The 18,755-nt window shown below is 47.1% G+C and carries 17 protein-coding genes, 1 pseudogene and 1 riboswitch; of the genes and pseudogenes, 11 read left to right on the forward strand and 7 right to left on the reverse strand.

The genetic code is table 11. The features are described from left to right. Positions 1-226 (forward strand): annotated as a pseudogene (locus FTT63_RS15620) (DDE transposase); the annotation flags it as partial. A gap of 46 nt (positions 227-272) precedes the next feature. On the opposite strand, the gene FTT63_RS12980 reads toward FTT63_RS15620, so the two are convergent. Next, entirely contained in the window at positions 273-1,439 is a 1,167-nt protein-coding gene (locus FTT63_RS12980; RefSeq protein ID WP_005179996.1) for an acyl-CoA desaturase, read from the reverse strand. 228 nt (positions 1,440-1,667) lie between these two features. Here FTT63_RS12980 and FTT63_RS12985 point away from each other — a divergent pair, with 228 nt between their 5' ends. Further along, a complete protein-coding gene (locus tag FTT63_RS12985; protein WP_180192392.1) occupies positions 1,668-2,159 on the forward strand; it encodes an META domain-containing protein in 492 nt (163 codons plus the stop codon). A gap of 62 nt (positions 2,160-2,221) precedes the next feature. Here the strand turns inward: FTT63_RS12985 and FTT63_RS12990 are convergent, their stop codons facing one another. The 3 genes from FTT63_RS12990 to FTT63_RS13000 form a co-directional block, all read right to left on the reverse strand. Beyond that, positions 2,222-2,935 carry a glycerophosphodiester phosphodiesterase gene (locus FTT63_RS12990; RefSeq protein ID WP_005179990.1) on the reverse strand — a complete coding sequence of 238 codons (714 nt, stop codon included), beginning with the start codon at positions 2,933-2,935 and terminating at the stop codon, positions 2,222-2,224. A gap of 145 nt (positions 2,936-3,080) precedes the next feature. Then, positions 3,081-3,662 (reverse strand): cob(I)yrinic acid a,c-diamide adenosyltransferase, encoded by a 582-nt coding sequence (locus FTT63_RS12995; protein WP_180192393.1) that lies wholly within the window; start codon positions 3,660-3,662, stop codon positions 3,081-3,083. A 93-nt stretch (positions 3,663-3,755) separates the two neighbouring features. Then, positions 3,756-5,615, reverse strand: a complete 1,860-nt coding sequence (locus FTT63_RS13000) for a TonB-dependent siderophore receptor (protein WP_180192394.1) — start codon at positions 5,613-5,615, stop codon at positions 3,756-3,758. 33 nt (positions 5,616-5,648) lie between these two features. Further along, positions 5,649-5,873: riboswitch (cobalamin riboswitch) on the reverse strand. Between the two features lie 192 nt (positions 5,874-6,065). Here FTT63_RS13000 and FTT63_RS13005 point away from each other — a divergent pair. From FTT63_RS13005 to FTT63_RS13020, 4 genes are all read left to right on the forward strand, one after another. Then, positions 6,066-6,710: a phosphoribosylanthranilate isomerase gene (locus tag FTT63_RS13005; RefSeq protein WP_180192395.1), complete on the forward strand. Its 645-nt coding sequence runs from the start codon at positions 6,066-6,068 to the stop codon at positions 6,708-6,710. Next, the gene (gene trpB, locus FTT63_RS13010; protein WP_005179981.1) at positions 6,691-7,935 is read left to right on the forward strand and encodes a tryptophan synthase subunit beta; all 1,245 of its coding nucleotides are present in this window, start codon (positions 6,691-6,693) and stop codon (positions 7,933-7,935) included. Before FTT63_RS13005 ends, trpB begins: the two co-directional genes overlap by 20 nt. 369 nt (positions 7,936-8,304) lie before the next feature. Next, entirely contained in the window at positions 8,305-8,823 is a 519-nt protein-coding gene (locus FTT63_RS13015) for a DUF1543 domain-containing protein (protein WP_180192396.1), read from the forward strand. 167 nt (positions 8,824-8,990) lie between these two features. Beyond that, the gene (locus FTT63_RS13020) at positions 8,991-9,983 is read left to right on the forward strand and encodes a DUF2804 domain-containing protein (protein WP_005179978.1); all 993 of its coding nucleotides are present in this window, start codon (positions 8,991-8,993) and stop codon (positions 9,981-9,983) included. A 99-nt stretch (positions 9,984-10,082) separates the two neighbouring features. On the opposite strand, the gene FTT63_RS13025 is transcribed toward FTT63_RS13020, so the two are convergent. Continuing rightward, positions 10,083-10,961 (reverse strand): metal-dependent hydrolase, encoded by an 879-nt coding sequence (locus tag FTT63_RS13025; RefSeq protein WP_016658655.1) that lies wholly within the window; start codon positions 10,959-10,961, stop codon positions 10,083-10,085. Positions 10,962-11,081: 120 nt separating this feature from the next. Between FTT63_RS13025 and FTT63_RS13030 the strand changes: the two genes are divergently transcribed. Next, on the forward strand, positions 11,082-12,167 hold the full coding sequence (locus tag FTT63_RS13030; RefSeq protein ID WP_160241008.1) for an AraC family transcriptional regulator: 1,086 nt from the start codon (positions 11,082-11,084) through the stop codon (positions 12,165-12,167). Between the two features lie 11 nt (positions 12,168-12,178). Here FTT63_RS13030 and FTT63_RS13035 read toward each other — a convergent pair whose 3' ends face one another. Next, positions 12,179-13,510, reverse strand: coding sequence for a Na+/H+ antiporter NhaC family protein (locus FTT63_RS13035; RefSeq protein WP_163145459.1), 1,332 nt, complete (start codon positions 13,508-13,510; stop codon positions 12,179-12,181). 364 nt (positions 13,511-13,874) lie between these two features. Between FTT63_RS13035 and trpA the strand changes: the two genes are divergently transcribed. From trpA to FTT63_RS13055, 4 genes are read left to right on the forward strand one after another with little or no spacing between them, the layout of a single operon-like run. Next, complete coding sequence (trpA, locus tag FTT63_RS13040; RefSeq protein WP_005179970.1) at positions 13,875-14,678, forward strand: tryptophan synthase subunit alpha; 804 nt, start codon at positions 13,875-13,877, stop codon at positions 14,676-14,678. Beyond that, positions 14,675-15,571 (forward strand): acetyl-CoA carboxylase, carboxyltransferase subunit beta, encoded by an 897-nt coding sequence (accD, locus tag FTT63_RS13045; RefSeq protein WP_005179967.1) that lies wholly within the window; start codon positions 14,675-14,677, stop codon positions 15,569-15,571. Before trpA ends, accD begins: the two co-directional genes overlap by 4 nt. Next, positions 15,568-16,851 carry a bifunctional tetrahydrofolate synthase/dihydrofolate synthase gene (gene folC, locus FTT63_RS13050; protein ID WP_127799864.1) on the forward strand — a complete coding sequence of 428 codons (1,284 nt, stop codon included), beginning with the start codon at positions 15,568-15,570 and terminating at the stop codon, positions 16,849-16,851. The genes accD and folC overlap by 4 nt, the downstream gene beginning before the upstream one ends. Further along, a complete protein-coding gene (locus FTT63_RS13055) occupies positions 16,848-17,873 on the forward strand; it encodes an SPOR domain-containing protein (RefSeq protein WP_104473719.1) in 1,026 nt (341 codons plus the stop codon). Before folC ends, FTT63_RS13055 begins: the two co-directional genes overlap by 4 nt. Positions 17,874-17,906: 33 nt before the next feature. Here FTT63_RS13055 and FTT63_RS13060 read toward each other — a convergent pair whose 3' ends face one another. Then, positions 17,907-18,488 carry a dual specificity protein phosphatase family protein gene (locus FTT63_RS13060; protein WP_127799866.1) on the reverse strand — a complete coding sequence of 194 codons (582 nt, stop codon included), beginning with the start codon at positions 18,486-18,488 and terminating at the stop codon, positions 17,907-17,909. Between the last annotated feature and the right edge of the window lie 267 nt (positions 18,489-18,755).

Genomic DNA, 18,755 nt, shown 5'->3' on the forward strand with positions numbered 1-18,755 from the left:
CAAAGTAAGCCCGTTGAGGATCAGTTTTCATATTGCATCTATTGCCCTTCTTAATTTACTCAGATTCGACTCTTTGGCTTCTGCAGGTAATCTACCCAAACATCTGGAAAGTTTAATGGAGAAATCTGATAGATATGTTTTACCTGAGAGACGGATGAGGAGTTACCCAAGAGTTGTAAAAGGAAAACCTCAAAAATACCCAAGAAAAAGCCAGTCAATCTCTTAACTGACTGGCATTACTCCATCAGGAGGCTTTTTGCAGGGCTTTGGTATTATTGTGAAACCGGATTCTTTTTCAGGTTACGCATCAGAATGTTCAGGGTTTCCCGATGATGGGTTAGACGCTGTTCTACCAGCTGGAATTCAACTTTCAGCTTGTCATCCATTTGATGGATTTTTTCTGCCACCGCCGATTTCTTGGCCTGAATTTCCTGCTCTTTTAATTTGGCCCAGTCATTTAAGGTGTGGGTAAAGGCTTCATATTCTTGTGCCAGACGTTGTTTGACGCTGCTGATGTCGTCATTGACATTATGGCCATATACTGCCAGGTCCTGCTCGGCATATTTGAACTTCATCGCCAGTTCCGCTTTTTTAATATTAAAGCTTGGAATACGGCGCAGGTTTTTTGCCAGACCCAGTTTCGAACAGCTCCAGATTAACCATTTGGTCGGGTCATATTGCCACCATTTCACGCCATTACGGTAATCGTACTGGAAGATATGGTGATAGTTATGATAACCCTCGCCCCAAGTGGCAATAGCCAGCCAGAAGTTGTCACGCGCCGTATTTTCGTCGGTATATGGACGTTTGCCCCACATATGACACAGCGAGTTAATAAAGAAGGTGACGTGGTGGCTCAGAATCAGACGCATTAAGCCGCCTAAAAGTAAAACACCCCAGATGTCGCCCACAGCCCAGCCAATTGGCAGCAAGATGCCAACATGTACCAGAATCACTAAAGGCACATAGTATTTATGCTGGAACATCACCAGTTTGTCATTCAGCAAATCTGGCGCATTTTTATAGTTCGGTTCTGCTGCCGGATAGTCGCGCAGCATCCAGCCTAAATGGGCGTACCAGAAACCGTTATTGATCGAATACGGATCTTTATCGACATCATCGACATGACGGTGATGGGTACGGTGACCTGAGGCCCAGAACAGGATACTGTTCTGTACGGCAAAGGTGCCCATAATCATTAAAATGATTTTCAAAGGTAAAGTGGCTTCATAGGCACGGTGCGCCCATAAACGGTGATAACCTGCTGTAATACCCAAGCTGCTAACGCCAAGTAAAACAAACATGCTGATCCAAGCCGCAAGGCTAAAATCATGGTGGTAAGCATATAACGGGATGGCAATGATTGCGACAATTGGCAAGAACACCAGAGCAAAAACGGCAACCCAGTTAATTGGGGCTTTGGGTAGGGGAGCATTCATCTCCAACAGTACTCCTGAAAGCTGGGGAGGTGTAAAGAAGTGCTTAATCCATTACTTTTTGTATGGAATAAGATTTGAGCATATTAGCATGCGCGTTTCGGCGTCACTAGCATTATTGTACAGATGTATTGTACTAAACAGTAACAGAATAAGATTGAAGCTTCATTGATTTTATCGAAGGCTGCGGCATGATAAAGATAAATCCTTGATCAATGCGAAATCAATCACATGAGATACCGTAAAATTAGTTTAATTTTGCCGTATTTGATCGCGGTGGTTTTCATTACGGCCTGTCAAAGCACACCGCCGTCTTCTACAGCCTCCAAAGTCCAGTCACAGCCACGTGCGGTAAAAGCACCGGCAGCGGTTAAACGCAGTAGCGATGGTCTGCAGGATATTCGCTGGGAAATTCAAACCATTCAGGGGAAAAAGGCACGTTATTTTCATGCCAGCCCGTATTTAATGCTCAATTCCCGTTTTCAGAATCTGCAGGGCAATACCGGCTGTAATTCTCTTTTCGGCCGCTATCAGCTGCAGTTCAGTCAGGGCCGTTTAAGCCTGAACAGCCATGCCACGCATAATAGTTGTGATCATGCGCTGGCGCAGGAAGCCGACTTGATGGATGCCTTGCAACGGGTCAAACGCTTCCAGTTACAGGGTAAAACCTTATATTTGCTGGATGAGCGCGGGCTAATGCTGATTCAGGCCAATCAACGCTAAATAGAAGTTCAATCAATATAAAATCAGCTTGTAACATGCAGGCGGATTGAGCATCTATTGTTTTAAATATGTTGCATCATCAGTTTTGGGAAATCTGTAATTAAACCGTTAATGCCTAAATCTTTCAGCTGTTTGGCACGTTCTACTTCATTCACCGTCCAGACACTGACCCCCAGTTGTGCTTGCTGGGTGGCCTGAATCATGCGTGGGGTCGCCAGTTCGTTCATCCAGCCAATCTGGCAGCAGCCAAAGTGCAATGCCTGTTCAATGGCCTGTTCCTGGATATCTTCTTCAATCAGCAAACCGCGCTTAAAGGTCGACTGCTGCGCCTGTAAGGCCTGATGGATTTTCAGGTCAAAACTGGTAATCACAGCAGAATGTTCAAAGCCTTTGAGCTGCTGATGCAAGGCCAGAGTCAGCTGTTCAGCCTGCGCCTGGGTTTCCACCGCTTTAATTTCAACTTCGATATGTTCAAAGTTCTGGATTAGGGCCAGGGTCTGGTTTAAATACGGGGTGATTTCAAAGTTCGACCAGTTTTTCCAACCATAGGCCTGATTATAATGATGTAAATCTTGCGTGCTGCATTCATACAGCGGACGGTCCTGACCGGTGGTCCGGATCAAATGATCATCATGCATAATGACCAGTTGCTGATCTTTGAGCTGACGTACGTCAAACTCGACGGCGCGTACGCCTAAATCCTGAATATACTGAAAACCGCCCAGGGTATTTTCCGGGGCTTCGCCGCGGGCACCACGATGTCCAATTATACGCATAACAGGCTCAGCGTTTGGGGAGGAAGTTTCATTGTGAGCCTTTAAGATGACCGGGATGTGACAGCGCTATTGTGCGCTGATCTTAAATTTATACAAGTCAGATCAGCGCATATTTTCATCAATTTTTTCTATGAAAATGACGGCTTTATTCAATCGTTTCGTTAATATTTTTTTGCCACAGAACTTCAGCGCCGCCTTCACTGCGTTGCAGGGTGCGTGAAGCCACAAATAACCAGTCAGATAAACGGTTTAGGAGCTGCAAAGACGTAGCCTGAATATTCTGGTCACGGCTATGCACCGACATCACGCTACGTTCGGCACGGCGGCAGACAGCACGGGCCTGATGGGCATAGCTACACGCCAAGGTGCCGGCAGGCAGAATAAAGTCCTTGAGCATCGGCAGGGTTTCATTCATCCGGTCGATGTCGTTTTCCAGAAACTCGATTGATATTGGTTGTACCAGGGTAAAACCCGGAATGCAGACTTCACCACCTAAATCAAACAGCCAGTGCTGAATCAGGCTTAAAGATTTATCCCAGCTGGCTTTGTCCTGAATGGTGCTAGCGGTAATCTGTGCGCGCAGTACGCCAATGGTGGCATTCAGTTCATCAACATCGCCGAGTGCAGCAATGCGTAAATCATCTTTGGCAACACGTGAACCATCACCCAGACCGGTGGTGCCTGAGTCGCCTGTGCGGGTGTAGATCTTGCTTAAACGGTGGCCCATAGCTGTTCCTTGAATTTTTAATCATGTGAATATAAAAAGGATCATGCCACAGTCACGACATGATCCTCAAAATTTATACGTCCTTTGGGGCGTTTAGTATTTAACCGTTACGCCGACAGAGGCGAGGCGGCCGCCGTTGATGTAGTAGACCCCATCAATACTGCCATCATATGCTGCTTTATATTCAACATCACCCACGTTTTGAATATTGCTGAACAGTTTGAGATACGGATTGATATTCCAGTAAGCATGTAAATCAACAGTTGCATAACCCGGTGTAGTTTGTGTGGTGGACCAATCCTTAGCCTTGGATTTGGCCACTAGTGAGGCACTTAAACCATAGTGCTCATTTTGAATGCCTGTAGATAAGGTTAGTGTTTGGCGTGGACGACGCAATAATGCAGTATCTTTAATTGCATTGGTTGCTTTGACATATTGATAAGCTGCTTTAAAGAAGTAATCGTCTTGAGCCCATTTAGCAAAAGTCTCTAGTCCTTGCATGCGTGCTTCAGAAATATTATCTAAGCCCCATGGTGCGCTGTCGGCATAATCAATTAAATTGTCGATATCGGTATGGTAGAGAGAAGCACCATATTTCCATTGATTATTAATTTGATGATCGAAACCAATTTCATAAGAAGTGCTTTCTTCAGGTTCTAACTCTGGATTGGCAGACGAGCCATAGTAAAGATCATTGACTGTAGGAGCCTTAAAAGCTGTTCCTAGATTTGAATAAATACTGAAATTTGGGGTGAAATGGTAACGTACACCAAGTTGTCCTACTGTATGCGTACCAAACTTTTCATTATCTTCAATGCGAGCCCCAAGTTGGGTGTTAAGTTTATCTGCTTGATATTGATGCTGTAGGTAATAGCCTGTGGTGTTAAGATCCTGTTGAAATGAACCGGATGATTTTTCAGTTTCAGTTTCTAATGCTTTATGAGTTATACCCACGATTACATTTTGCTGAGGTGTGAACTGCTGCTTTAACATTAACTCATATTCGTCAGCAATATAGGTGGTGTTTTCAAAGGATTTGAGCTGTTCTAACTCGTCTTTAAAATGTGAAATACGTGCATTTGCGCGTAGATTTTCATTAAGTTGTAGATAGGTTTTTAAATTGGTGACTGCATTTTTAAAGTCGTGTGACTTGGTCTCATAATCTAAAGTGACCCAACTAAAATTTTGATAAATTGAGTTACCTTGGTTTTCGCTATGGTCAAGGCTTATGCCATAGTTTTCTTTTTCAATACCGGCTTTGGCAGAAAAACCTTTTTGCTCATAGTTGGATTTGGTGGCGCCCTCTAAGTCTGTAATCGCTGTACCATCACTTTCTAAACGCTGACCACGAATCTGCAAGTAGATATCATTTTCTGATAAGTCAGCTCCAACTAAAGCCTTGTAAGTATTGTTTTCTCCAATTTCACCCGTAATAAAAGCACCAGACTGTTCTGGTGTCTTTGAAATAATTTGTACGACGCCACCAATAGCATTGGTTCCATACAGAACAGAAGCAGGGCCTTTTAGGACTTCAATCTGATGAATATCGGTAGTATCTAAAAAACTTAATGATGCTAAACCACTGGCATCATTATTTAAACGTACGCCATCACGTAACACTAAAGTGTGGTCAGAATCTGTGCCACGCATAAAAATAGAAGTTTGTTGACCGAAACCACCAAGTTGCACCACATTTAGTGCAGCCTCTGAGCGTAATAAATCTGAAAGCTGTGCAATTGGAGATTGTTCAATCACATCAGGCTCAATAATTGAAATCCGCGCAGGCACATTGCCAATCTTCTCTTCAGAACGAGTAGCTGTAACCACCAAGGTATCCAGGGCCGCATTGATGGCAGGTTGCTCTTGAGACTCCGTAGCAAAGACAGAAGTTGAAAACCCCATCGCAAGCGCGATTGCGCCTACTAAAGCAGTAGGCTGAAATAAATTTGACATGTTTGCTCCATACATTCACCCCACGTGAATGATTGAGTTAAGGGCACAACAAGCAGGTCTCCGGACTACAATGTGCCAAGCATCTTTTAATCAATGATTGCTTCGCTGTATATCCACCTTCCCATATTGTTCATACAGTGGTGTAAATCATAAGATTTAAATTGATATACGTTTCATGGTTACCGTTGCGGGGGCAGTGTTGGACTTTCACCAACTTCCCTAAAGCTCAAAGCTAGAACTCGTTGCATTTGCGCGAAGTATAAAGTCTGTTCAGCATTTAAACAACGGAAATGTAGAATAATCCGCCTGAACTTCACTCAACTTCTGAAAATTGCATTACAATGATTCGCCCTAATATATGATTTTGTTTGTAAGAACAGACAATTTAAAAGTCACATACAGCAAGATCAGCAAAATGAAGATTGAAAATCAGGATTAGAGTGCAAAACGATGCGTACCCGTACCAAAATTTGCGGAATCACGCGAATTCAAGATATAAACAGTGTGGTACATGCGGGTGCAGATGCAATTGGCTTGGTGTTTTATCCTCCAAGTCCGCGCCATGTGAACATTGAACAAGCACAATGCTTGCTGCGAAACATTCCCGCTTATGTACAAGTGGTCGGTTTATTTGTCAATGCAACGGCAGAAGAAATTGCCGCTGTATTGAAACAAGTACCTTTAGATATCCTGCAATTTCATGGTGATGAAAGCCCGGAACAGTGCCAGTCAATTGCACAGCAGGTTGGACGTCGCTGGTACAAGGCGATTCAGGTTAAACCGGGGCTAGATGTGGTGGCTGAAATTCAAAAATATCAGCAGGCCGGTGCTAGCGCCGTACTTTTAGATGCCTGGCATCCTGAATTAAAGGGCGGAACCGGGCACAGCTTTGACTGGAGCAGCTTTCCCCAACTGGATATTCCACTGATTTTGGCCGGTGGATTAAACCCTGACAATATTGAAGACGCCATTCACACCACAGCCGCGTTTGCTGTAGATGTGAGCGGAGGCGTAGAATCCGCAAAAGGTATTAAAGACCAACAACTCATAGAACGCTTTATGCAAGGAGTCCATCGTGGATCAGCAAACTGTTAATACAGAAAAACAGGCAATTGACTATACCCAGTTCCCTGATGCAAAAGGGCACTTCGGTATCCATGGCGGACGTTTTGTGTCAGAAACCCTGATGGCGGCTTTAGAAGACTTGGAAAAGCTCTATTTCCGCATGAAGAATGATGAACAGTTTCTGGCAGAATTCGACCGTGATCTCGCTTATTACGTCGGTCGTCCAAGTCCACTGTATTATGCTGAGCGATGGTCGAAAGAGTTGGGTGGTGCACAGATTTACTTAAAACGCGAAGACCTGAACCATACCGGCTCGCATAAAGTGAACAACACCATTGGTCAGGCGTTATTGGCCAAACTTTCAGGTAAAAAACGTATTATTGCCGAAACTGGTGCCGGTCAGCATGGTGTGGCGACAGCAACCATCGCGGCGCGTTTAGGTCTTGAATGTGTAGTGTTCATGGGTGCGGAAGATGTGAAGCGCCAGGCCATGAACGTGTATCGTATGCGTTTGCTGGGTGCCAAAGTCGTCGCGGTAGAAAGTGGCTCTAAAACTTTAAAAGATGCCATGAATGAAGCGATGCGTGACTGGGTCACCAATGTCGATTCAACCTATTATGTGATCGGAACTGTGGCGGGTCCACATCCCTATCCGCAACTGGTGCGTGATTTCCAGTCCATTATTGGCCGTGAAGCACGCCGTCAGATTCAGGAACAAGCCGGCCGTCTGCCGGATGCACTTGTGGCCTGTGTGGGAGGTGGTTCTAATGCTATGGGCCTGTTCTATCCATTCCTGAATGATCAGGAGGTGAAAATGTACGGTGTTGAAGCTGCGGGCTTAGGCATTGAAACGGGGAAACACTCTGCGCCATTGAATGCCGGTCATGTCGGTGTCCTTCACGGCAACCGTACTTACCTGATGTCAGATGAACAAGGTCAGATTATTGAAACCCATTCGATTTCTGCTGGTCTGGATTATCCGGGTGTGGGTCCTGAGCACAGCTTCCTGAAAGATATGCATCGTGTGGATTATGTGCCAATTAATGACCAGGAAGCTTTACAAGGTTTCCGTGACCTGACCAAGATTGAAGGCATCATTCCGGCATTAGAAAGTTCACATGCGATGGCGTATGTAACCAAGCTGGCGCCAACCATGTCGAAAGATCAAATTATTATTGCAACGGTTTCAGGCCGTGGTGATAAAGACTTGATGACGGTAGCGCGTATTGATGGCGTGGAAATGGTGGATATGTAAAAAATCTCCCTAACCCTCTTTAAGAAAGAGGGAATAGCCCTCCTTAGTAAAAGAGGGTTGGGAGGATTTAAATCGCATTCAAGCAATTGGGTGCGATTTTTTTATTGTTGTAATGAAAGTTCCCCACTTTTTTAAAGGAGGGACGAGGGGAGGATGATTATTCAGATCCGATTTTTGACACAAATTCAGGCAATTATAATTCATCCAGATTTTCCCTTACTTTGGAAAAGCCCAAAGTAAGCAAAGACTTTTGTTGAGCAGATCTGACGTCCCTGTCATGCTGCTCAACAGGCGACATCCCGATCGCCAACGCGTATCATATTGCTGATTTATCTTCTACCTGGTTAAAACCATCTTCTGGAGTTTCCCATGCCAAGTCTGTTTATCGTCATGTTAGGCGGTCGTCATGCCCGTGCCAATACCGAAGTGCATGATGTGGTCCTTGCTGTGGCTGATACGCTGGAAGAGACTTTCCCTCAGCTAAGACAGGCCTGGTTTGGCGAACAACAAGGCTTACATATTGATGCCTGGGCGCAAATCAATGGGATGGAATTTGAAGGCCAACAATATCAGCTGCAATTTAGTAATGCGGCCCCGAATCAGGCGCATGAAAAACTCTGGCTGATTAATTTAGGCGGCTACGATGCGCGTGAGTTTGGTGAATTGCATCGCTATGTTCTGGTGGTTGCACAAAATACCATGGTGGCCAAACAGCGTGGCAAGGCATATTTTGCTGCACACTGGCAAAAGCAGCATACCGACCGGGTGCTGGATGTTGATGACTGCATCGCCATTGATCAGGTGCATGGCCGTTATGTAGAACTGGTGGCCGGGGAATTTGCCGGAAACCGCTGGGAAAATACCTATTTGCCTATTGCCGAGTCCTGACTGTAGCAGACTTAAGCAATTGGTTTGGCTTGGATATTGTGAAAGAAAGCAATCTATGTTTTTGTTATTGTTTAGATAAAATAATCTTATTTTTATTTTTCTGGCCAGATTTTATAGGCATAATAAAGCGGTAGCTACAGTGTCTCAAACCACATGGAATGTCGTACATGGATTTAATACAACAGAATGGACAGCCACGTTACGGACGTTTTAAGCAATTACCGACCAGTATCCAATACCATCATTATCAATATAAAAGCCCTTATGGTGATGTGCTGTCTGGATGGCGTAAACGATTAAAATATAAAAAGTTTAAATTTTGTTGTATTCAGCATGAGCACTACACCATCGGCCTGGCCATTGTTGATATTGCTTGGGCCGGGCATGGTTTTGTTTATATCTACAATCATTTGACCGGTGAAGTGCTGGAGTGGGATGCGATCAGTTTTCTGGCCCGGCATACGGTGCTGGATGAGCAGCCGCTGTTTAACCATAGTCATTTTCATAAAGCGGGCTATCAGCTGGATATTCAGCATGCCAATGGGGTGCGTTATATCCGGGTGACTAAATATGGCGAACTGCGCCTGAGTGCGCGAATTTTCTGTGCCGGCACCGATCCATTAAGCATGTGCAGTCCGAATGGGATTAATGGCTGGACCTATACCCAAAAGCTGACCACGCTCGGCTGTGAAGGTTTTTTTATCAACAAGCAGGGACAAACCATCCAGTTTCATGACAAAACTTTTGTTTCTCTGGATGATACCTGTGGTTTTTTACGACCGGAAACGGCCTGGTTCTGGCTGTCTTGTAATTTCTGGGATGCCCAGAACAAGCGGGTCGGCATTAATCTGGCTTCTGGCGTGAATGAAAGTTTTGGCAATGAAAACTGTCTGTGGGTCAATGGCCGCCTGTATCCGCTGGCAGATGTGTTATTTGAGCAGCAGTCAGATAACCAGTGGAATATTGTCTCGCTGGACCAAAGCCTGAATTTAACCGTGACCACCGGCTGGCGCCGTTATGAAAATCTGAACCTGCGCCTGGTGGGCAGCCAGTTTAGCCAGTGGCAGGCCAAAGTCAGCGGCACCATTGTGCAGGATGATCAGGAAATTGTGTTCCTGAATGAATATGCCTTGCTGGAACAGCATTATGCCAAATGGTAATTGTTAGTCGCTGATCCTGATCATCAAAAAGCTACGGCTCATCCATCGAATAAAAAAGCTGAACCTGACATTCAGCTTTTTTAATCCACCATAACTTCTTTAATCTTTAGCCGCCTGCCAGAAGGCTTCACCGGCCTGAATCGGATCATTGGTCTGTTCCAGGGTGTTAATCCAGACCTCATACTGGGCAATAATCGGATGCTGACTGGGATGAAAATCTTTTTTAAACCAGTCTTTATATAGCCGGCCCATCCGGGTTAAGGTGCCTTTTTTGCCAAAGAACCACGGCAAACCTTTGGCATTCAGTTGCAGGCGTTGCCACAGACTAAAGCCATCCTGTTTTAACATGATATTGGCCCGATAAATGGTAAAACCAAACATCAGGAACGTGGTCCAGACCAGGGCAAAATGCCGCATCGCTTCAGAAACTTGGGCCACATCGCGCATTACATCAAAGGCCACATCGCGGTGTTCCATTTCTTCAATCGCATGCCAGGCAAACAAGGCGCGTACATACGGATGTGCTTCAGCTAACGTCGAGCGATGGGCATAAAAGGTTTCAGCCATGAGGGCGGTCAGATGCTCGGCTGCTGCCGTGGTGGCAATATTATATTCCGGGGAGCGTTTTTCCAGTTCAAATTTAAAAATCCGGTTGAGCTGGCGGATAAACTGATCCACCGGCATACCCTGATTTTTCATTAGCTGGTTCATTTTGTCATGCGCGATGCCATGCTGGGCTTCCTGGCGGATAAAGTCGGCCACGCGTTGCTGCAGTTCTGGCTGCTGAATCTGCTCGCGGTACAAGCGTACCGACTGAATAAAATAGCGTTCCCCATCGGGAAAGGTCAGGCTTAAGGCATCAAACATGCGGGTCAGAAAAGGATCTCCACCAAACCAGAAGCGTGGAATCTGTTCCAGCTTAAAGTCGAGATTGCTGCGCACCACTGGTTGCGCCTGATATTGGACTATGGCATTCATCTTGTTTTACTTCATCTAGTCGTTCATATCTGCAGTATGTCGGGCTTTAGCGGCTTTGTTTTGACAAGTCTTGCCAGTTTTTATACATTTTATGCCATAGTGAAAATAAGAAATGTCAGGATGACAACTTACCCGAGTGATATTCAGATTCCAAACGGCTATGTACACTTGTGGCAGTCCTACCTGCAGGCACAAGGTGTGCAGCCGCAACAGCTCGAGCTGTCAGACAGCTTGCAGCAATATGTGCAGCATGTACTGAGTTTGCCGATTGATGGCCAATCTTCCTGTCAGGCTTTTATTACGCTGCTGGAACAGACCCGGCAGCAGCTGAACACAGCCTATCTGGTGTTTGAACTGGCGCGTTTTATCCGTCCGGAACATTTTGGTGTGCTCGGCTATATGGCCTCGCGCAGTAATAGCGTGGCCGAGGCCTTGCAGTATATTGCCCAGTTTAGCCGGCTGGTGATTGATGCTAACGAAGCGGTTCCCATGCAGATTCAGCAGCAGGATGATTTGCTGATTGTCTCCTGGCCGAATCCGCAGGATCAGAGCACGCTGATTCACGAAATCACCTTTGCCTGTATGCTGCAACTGGCCCGGCAGATGTTTGCGGCCGAGCACTTTCCCTTGCGCCGGGTTCATTTTGCCCATGCTCCGCAAACGGCGCTGTATCAATATCAAAAGTTTTATGGCTGCGAAGTGCTGTTTGATCAGCCAGATTATCAGCTGGTGCTGAGCATCGACAGCCTGCAGCTGCAACCGCAGCAGCCTGATCCAACTTTAATCGGGATTTTAAAAAAGCAGGCTGAAGAAGCGATGGCGGCCAAACCCTTGCTGGAAGGGCTGGACCAGAAACTGCGTCATTTGATTGCCGATTATTTAAGGCTGCAGCAACAAGCACCCAAGCTGGATGAGCTGGCTGTCGAGCTGTGTATGTCCAGTCGCACTTTGCAGCGTCAACTGAGTGAACTGGGGACCTCATTTAAACAGCTGTTGGACATGGAAAGGATCAAACGCTGTGAGTTGCTATTACCGCAAAAGCTGAGTCTGACCGAGATTGCCAGCCAGCTCGGTTATTCCGATCAGTCGGCTTTGGCGCGTGCCTATAAAGCGCATTGCGGCCAGACCTTAACCGAGCGGCGCCGGGTACTGCGTCAGCAACAGACCACCAATAAAAAGCGGCTGAATAGCCGCTTGGAAAATTAAAAAGTACAGTCTTAAGCCGTGCGCAGTTTAGGGAAACGCAAGGCAATAGCGGCAATCGCAAAAATCGCCAGCACCCAGCAATAATAGACACTGCCAATCAGCTCTACCGGTGACATTTTGGCAATCGAGCAGGCCAGCAATAACTGGGCGCCATAAGGAATCAGGCCCTGTACCACGCAGGAGAAAATATCCAGCAGGGCGGCAGCGCGTTTCGGATCGACGCCATATTCCTGCGCCACTTCCCGCGCCATATCTCCAGACAGGATAATCGCCACGGTATTGTTGGCCACAAACAGGTTGGAAAACACCACCAGAAAGCTAATCCCCAACTCACCAGCACGTTGCGCGCCAACCTTAAACAGGCGAGTCAGCTTGTAGATGCGTTGAATCAGCCATTCCAGGCCACCTTCTTTTTGCATAATGGCCGATAAGCCACCCAGGAACATCGACAGCAACGCCACTTCAAACATGCCGACAAAGCCATCATAAATAGCGCCATTCAGCTTGAGCAGATCAAACTCGGGCAGCATCAACAGTCCCATCAGTGCCGAGAGTAAAATCCCGATGGTTAACACTGCCAGCACATGCAGGCGGGAAAAGGCCAGCACAAACACCGCCACATAAGGCAAGATGAGCCAGGCGTTATACTCCTGATAGGCAATGGCCTGGGTATTCTGGTTGATCAGCATATAAATCAGCACTGTGATCAGCGCGGCCGGTACGGCAATCCAGACATTGACCTTGAACTTGTCACGCAGCTGTACTTTCTGGCTGCTGGTGGCGGCAATGGTGGTGTCAGAAATCATCGACAGGTTATCGCCAAACATGGCACCGCCAACCACCGCACCAATGGTATAGACCGTGGCAATTTGCGTGGCTTCGGAAAAACCAAAGGCAATGGGCGCACAGGCTGCAATGGTGCCCATTGAAGTGCCCATGGCGGTGGCGACAAAGGCTGAAATCAGAAACAGCATCGGCAGTACAAATTCCGGCTGAATAATCGACAGGCCCAGCTGTACCGTGGCATTGACACTGCCAATGGCGCCACTGGTGCTGGCAAAGGCACCGGCCAGCATAAACACCATAAACATCAGGATCAGGTTCGGATGGCTGGCGCCCTGCAAAAATTCTTCAATGGCCCGGTTCAGCTGACCACGATAGAGCAATAATGCCAGGATAATGGCTGGAATGGCCGCCACCGGCGCCTTGACCTGATAGAAGGCAAACTCGGTCCCAATCAGGGAATGGTAAATGCCACTGCCTAAAAAAATGGCTAAAAATACAATAAGTGGCAACAGCGCAAGCCCGCGAGCGTGCACTTTTGCCTGGGAGTCGGAAATCATAGAAATAAGAAAAAGTCTGAAAACGGCGCTAGTATAAAGCAGCTTTTGCTATTTCTGAAAACTTTAAATGTAAATGCTAACTGTCCTATTTTTATCATCTTTTTTGCTCAGCCATTGGGTTTTTCTAACTGCTTGAGATTGCTGGGAATAGCGAAATTAGGCATCTTTGATCATTGAGAAAAAAACCGAAATATCGGTAAATGTAGCTTTCGGGTTGTTCTGGAATTCGCGCTTTGCTGATGAAATCGGGCATCGACCAGCTGTGCTCTGTTCAATGAGCAAAAAATAGCGTTACAATGCGATGTCCTGTATTTCGACAATAGCAACTTATCAGTTTTGAATTATTCAAGGAAAGCACAGCCCTATGTCACGTTTAGCCACCCGATTTGCACAGTTGAAATCTCAACAACGTAAGGCCCTCGTATCTTATGTCATGGCAGGTGACCCACAGCCACAGGTAACGGTACCGCTGTTACATCAAATGGTTGAGGCGGGTGTAGATGTGATTGAGCTTGGACTGCCATTCTCTGACCCGATGGCCGATGGTCCAGTCATTGCCTTGGCTGCAGAACGTGCATTAGCAGGGGGAACCAATACCCTCGATGCACTGAATATGGTCAAGGAATTCCGCCAAAAAGACACGGAAACACCAGTGGTGCTCATGGGTTATTTAAACCCGGTTGAGGTCATTGGCTACCAGAAGTTTGTCGCCTATGCGCATGAATGTGGGGTAGATGGTGTCTTGCTGGTGGATCTGCCGCCAGAAGAAGCTGCCGATTTAGACCAGATCTTACAGCAGTATGATATGGACCAGATTTTCCTGCTGGCACCAACCTCTACCGATGAGCGTATCCAGCATGTAGTGAAACAGGCCAGCGGCTTTATTTACTACGTGTCGCTTAAAGGCGTGACCGGTGCAGCCACTTTAGATGTTTCTGAAGCGGCGCAGCGGATTGAGAAAATCAAGGCAGTCACCGATGTACCGGTTGGTGTCGGTTTCGGTATCAGTGATGCGGCATCTGCCAAAGTCATGGGTGCCGTGGCAGATGCAGTCATCGTCGGCAGTGCTTTCGTAAAACAGTTTGCCAACCTCGAACCAGAACAAGCCGTGGTTGAAACGGTTAATAAAGTCAAGGAGCTTCGAGCCGCGCTCGATGAGTTAGTATGAGTCAAGAAGTCAAGCCAGGGAAAATCTTAAGCCCAACTACGCCGTGGACAGAACGCGGCGTACCGGGAATTCATGTACCGGATGAGCAGCAAGCCTTAAAGGCGACATTCACCGAACCAACCATCGAATGTCCGGAATGTCATGCACTGGTGACTCGTACAGCCATGTCTTTCAATGCCTATGTCTGCCCGCAATGTGACGAGCATTTACGCATGAAAGCGCGTGACCGTTTAACCTGGTTCCTCGATCAGGTCGATGCCGAATTGGGTCAGGAATTTTCTGCCAAAGATCCACTGAAATTTGTGGACAGCAAGCCGTATCCGGACCGTATGGCCGAAGCACAAAAGAAAACCGGTGAAACTGAAGCTTTACTGGTCATGCAAGGTTTATTAAAAGGCGTGCCGGTAACCACCTGTGCCTTTGAATTTGACTTTATGGGCGGCTCTATGGGCACGGTGGTCGGTGACCGTTTTGTGCTTGCAGCGGAACGTGCCATTCAGCAACGTCAGCCGTTAATTTGCTTTGCAGCATCGGGCGGTGCGCGTATGCAGGAAGGCATGCTGTCTTTAATGCAGATGGCGCGTACTTCAGCAGCCATCCAGCGTTTAAAAGAAGCGGGCTTGCCGTATATCGTGGTCTTAACTCATCCGGTATATGGTGGCGTAACGGCATCGTTGGCGATGTTGGGTGATGTTCATCTGGCAGAACCAAAAGCCATGATTGGCTTTGCCGGTAAGCGTGTAATTGAGCAAACCGTACGTGAAAAACTGGATGAACCGTTCCAGCGCGCGGAATACCTGCTTGATCATGGTGTGGTCGATCAGATTGTTCATCGTCATGCATTACGTGATACTGTATATCGCATTGTCACGAAACTGATGAATTTGTCTTGAATACAGCACCACTTGCAACCGACTCTTTAGAAACATGGCTCAATTATTGGAGCCATGTTCACGTTACAGGGATTGATTTAGGTCTGGAACGGGTGATTCCTGTGGCTGAAAAGCTGGGCGTCACTCACCCGGACGCAAAAGTGTTTACCGTCGCGGGCACCAATGGCAAAGGTTCCACCACCACCACCTTGGCCGCGATTTTAAATGCTCAGGGTTATCAGGTGGGGCTGTATCAGTCGCCGCATATTTACCGTTTTAATGAACGGGTCAAACTGGGCGGCGTCGAGGTCGATGACCAGCAACTGATTGAGGCCTTTGTACAGGTTGATCAGGCGCGTCGTGACTGTAATTTAAGTTTATCGTTTTTTGAAGCCACCACGCTGGCGGCTTTTGTCATTTTTAAACAGCAGGCCTGTGATGTCTGGGTGCTGGAAGTTGGCCTAGGTGGCCGTCTGGATGTGGTTAATGTGGTACATCCCGATATGGCCGTGATTACCAATATCGGGCTGGATCATACCGACTGGCTGGGCGATACCATTGAAAAAATTGCCTTTGAAAAAGCCGGCATCATCCGCCCGAATATTCCGGTGATCTTTGGCGGCGTGCAGGAATTACCGCAAGCCATTCAGGACAAGGCAGCACAGTGTCAGGCCCCGCTGTATGTCGCCAATCGTGATTATTTTTATCGCACCGCTGCAGATGGCCAGTCCTGGTTATTTGCCAGCAGTGGCAGCACCTTGAAATTACCGCTTGGCACGCTGGCGCTGGAAAATATATCGACCGCAGTTGCCGCCGTGTTACTTAGCGGTCTGAACATCCAGCAGCAGGCGATTGCCGAAGGCATCCAACAGGCCCAGCTCCCGGGCCGTTTTGAAATTCGCCAGATTGCCGGCAAGACCGTAATCTTTGACGCCGGGCACAATCCGCACGGTGTAGAGTTTTTGTTAAAGCAATTGCGAAATTATTTAAATTACAATAAACAGTACACCGAAGTGATCAGTGTGTTTTCCATGCTGGCCGATAAAGATGTGAATTCTGTCGTTGCCTTATTGAAAGAACATGTTTTAATGTGGAAAATTGCACAATTAAATGTTCCTCGTGCGGCAGACATCACACAACTGGATGCGGCTCTCGAGGGCGAAACAGTACAGCACTTTGATAGTGTTCAATTAGCTTTTAAATCAGCGCTGGATGAAACGAACAATAATCAGCTGATTTTGGTATGTGGATCATTTCATACCTTAGAAGCGGTATGGGAGTATTTGGAAGAATGTCAATGAATAACAAACAGCGCTGGATGGGCGGCGTTGTTTTATTGGGTGGTGGTGTGTTATTGGCAGCATTACTCCTGAAAGGCCAAGAAGAAATACATCAAAATAATGTCAAAACGCCAGAACGGGTCGAACAGTTACAGCAAAATACTGTGCCTGAAGCCGAAATGATTCAGCTACAACCTTTAACGGTAGATGTAGAAACTGAAAAACGTCTGCTGGAAGAGCAGCGCCGTGCTCGTGAAAAAGCTGTGGCCGAACAGGAAGCGCGTGCAGCTGAATTCCTGGCCATGCAGCAGCAGGCAGAAGCTGAAGCCGCCCGTAAGGCTGCAGAAGAATATGCGGCCTTAAATGCGCTACGTAATGGCCAGCAGCAAAGTTCCGACAATATTCCGCCAGAACTGGTCGAAGATGAGCAGGCCAAACAAAAACGTCTGGCTGAAGAAAAACTGGCTGCCCAGAAAAAGCTGGAACAGCAAAAAGCAGCTGAAGCCAAAAAAGCTGCCGAGCAGAAAGCGGCCCAAGAGCGTACTGCTGCCGAGAAAAAAGCAGCAGAACAAAAAGCTGCGGAAGAAAAACGCTTAGCCGAAGAAAAGCGTCAGGCAGAAGCCAAACGCAAGGCCGAGCAGGAACGTAAGGCTGCTGAACAGAAAGCTGCAGAAGAGAAGCGCAAAGCTGAGGAAAAACGTCAGGCAGAAGCCAAACGTAAAGCCGAAGAAGAAGCCAAAAAGAAAGCTGAAGCCGAGAAAGCACGTAAACTGCTGGAAGGCGAAGATGATGGTAAACAGTGGATGGTGCAGGTGGCACTGGCCGCCAATGAGGCCAATGCCGATGCACTGGCCGCGCGCTTAAAAGCCAAAGGCTATAAAGTCACCAAGAGTCCGACCTCTAAAGGGATCCGGATTATGGTCGGGCCATCCAAAGACCGTGAAAGTGCCGATGCAGCACGCAAGAAAATTGCAGCAGATGCCAGCCTGAACATGAAATCAGCCTGGGTCATTGACTGGGTGCCGTTAGATAAGCGGAACTAGTTGTAAGTATCCTTCGGTATTTTGCCCTTAGTTTTAATCTGATGGATTTGACAGTTGCTGTCGAATCCATTTTATATTTTCAGGACGAAATAAGGCATCAATATTGACCCAGATCGGATGGAAGCCAAAGCCGCCATATTTCATTTCTGCCAGCGCCTGTTCCACCGGCCAGTGTTCAAACATAATCCGGTACATGGCCACACTGGCCCCGGTCCGGTCTGCACCATGATAACAATGAATCAACACTTTTTGCTGTTGGGCTTGGGCGCTTTGAATCTGCTGCATCACCTGCAATAAATCTTCCCGGTCAATGGCCCAGGTATGAATGGGTAGATGCACCGATTGCAATCCATGCTGCTGCAACGGTTCCGCCTCTGCCGCTTTGGGACGCAAGTTGATGACCACATCAATATCATGCTGTTGTAACAATGCTGCCAGCTGCTGATCGGGCTGTTCGCTGCGATATAGCATCGGGCTGACCTGATAAAAATTGTGCTGTGCATCCAGCGGTTGAGCCCAGGCACTCGGGCGCTGCTGTTCAGGCAAGGCCGGTGTGGTCATGCAGCCCGTGCAACAAATACAGGTCAGGACCAGGGCAAGCAGATTTTTGGGCATAGTGTTTTAATTGGTTGTGCTGGGTCATCCCAGTGTAGCACGGCTGAGGTGCTGACCTTGTACCATGAAAAATGCCCGTCTGAAGACAGGCATACAGGAAGATGAACGGATATTGATTATTTAGTCACGATTCGGCTGCGGGGTTAATAACTGCTAATTGAAATCTACTTATTTCTATATTATTATATACAAATGAATAGATATGTTAGTATTGGCGTTGCAGCTAAAACACTGGGTGTTTCCATCCAAACCCTAAGAAGATGGGAT

This window comes from Acinetobacter sp. C15 (assembly GCF_013420645.1).
In the GTDB taxonomy this organism is placed as follows: domain Bacteria; phylum Pseudomonadota; class Gammaproteobacteria; order Pseudomonadales; family Moraxellaceae; genus Acinetobacter; species Acinetobacter indicus.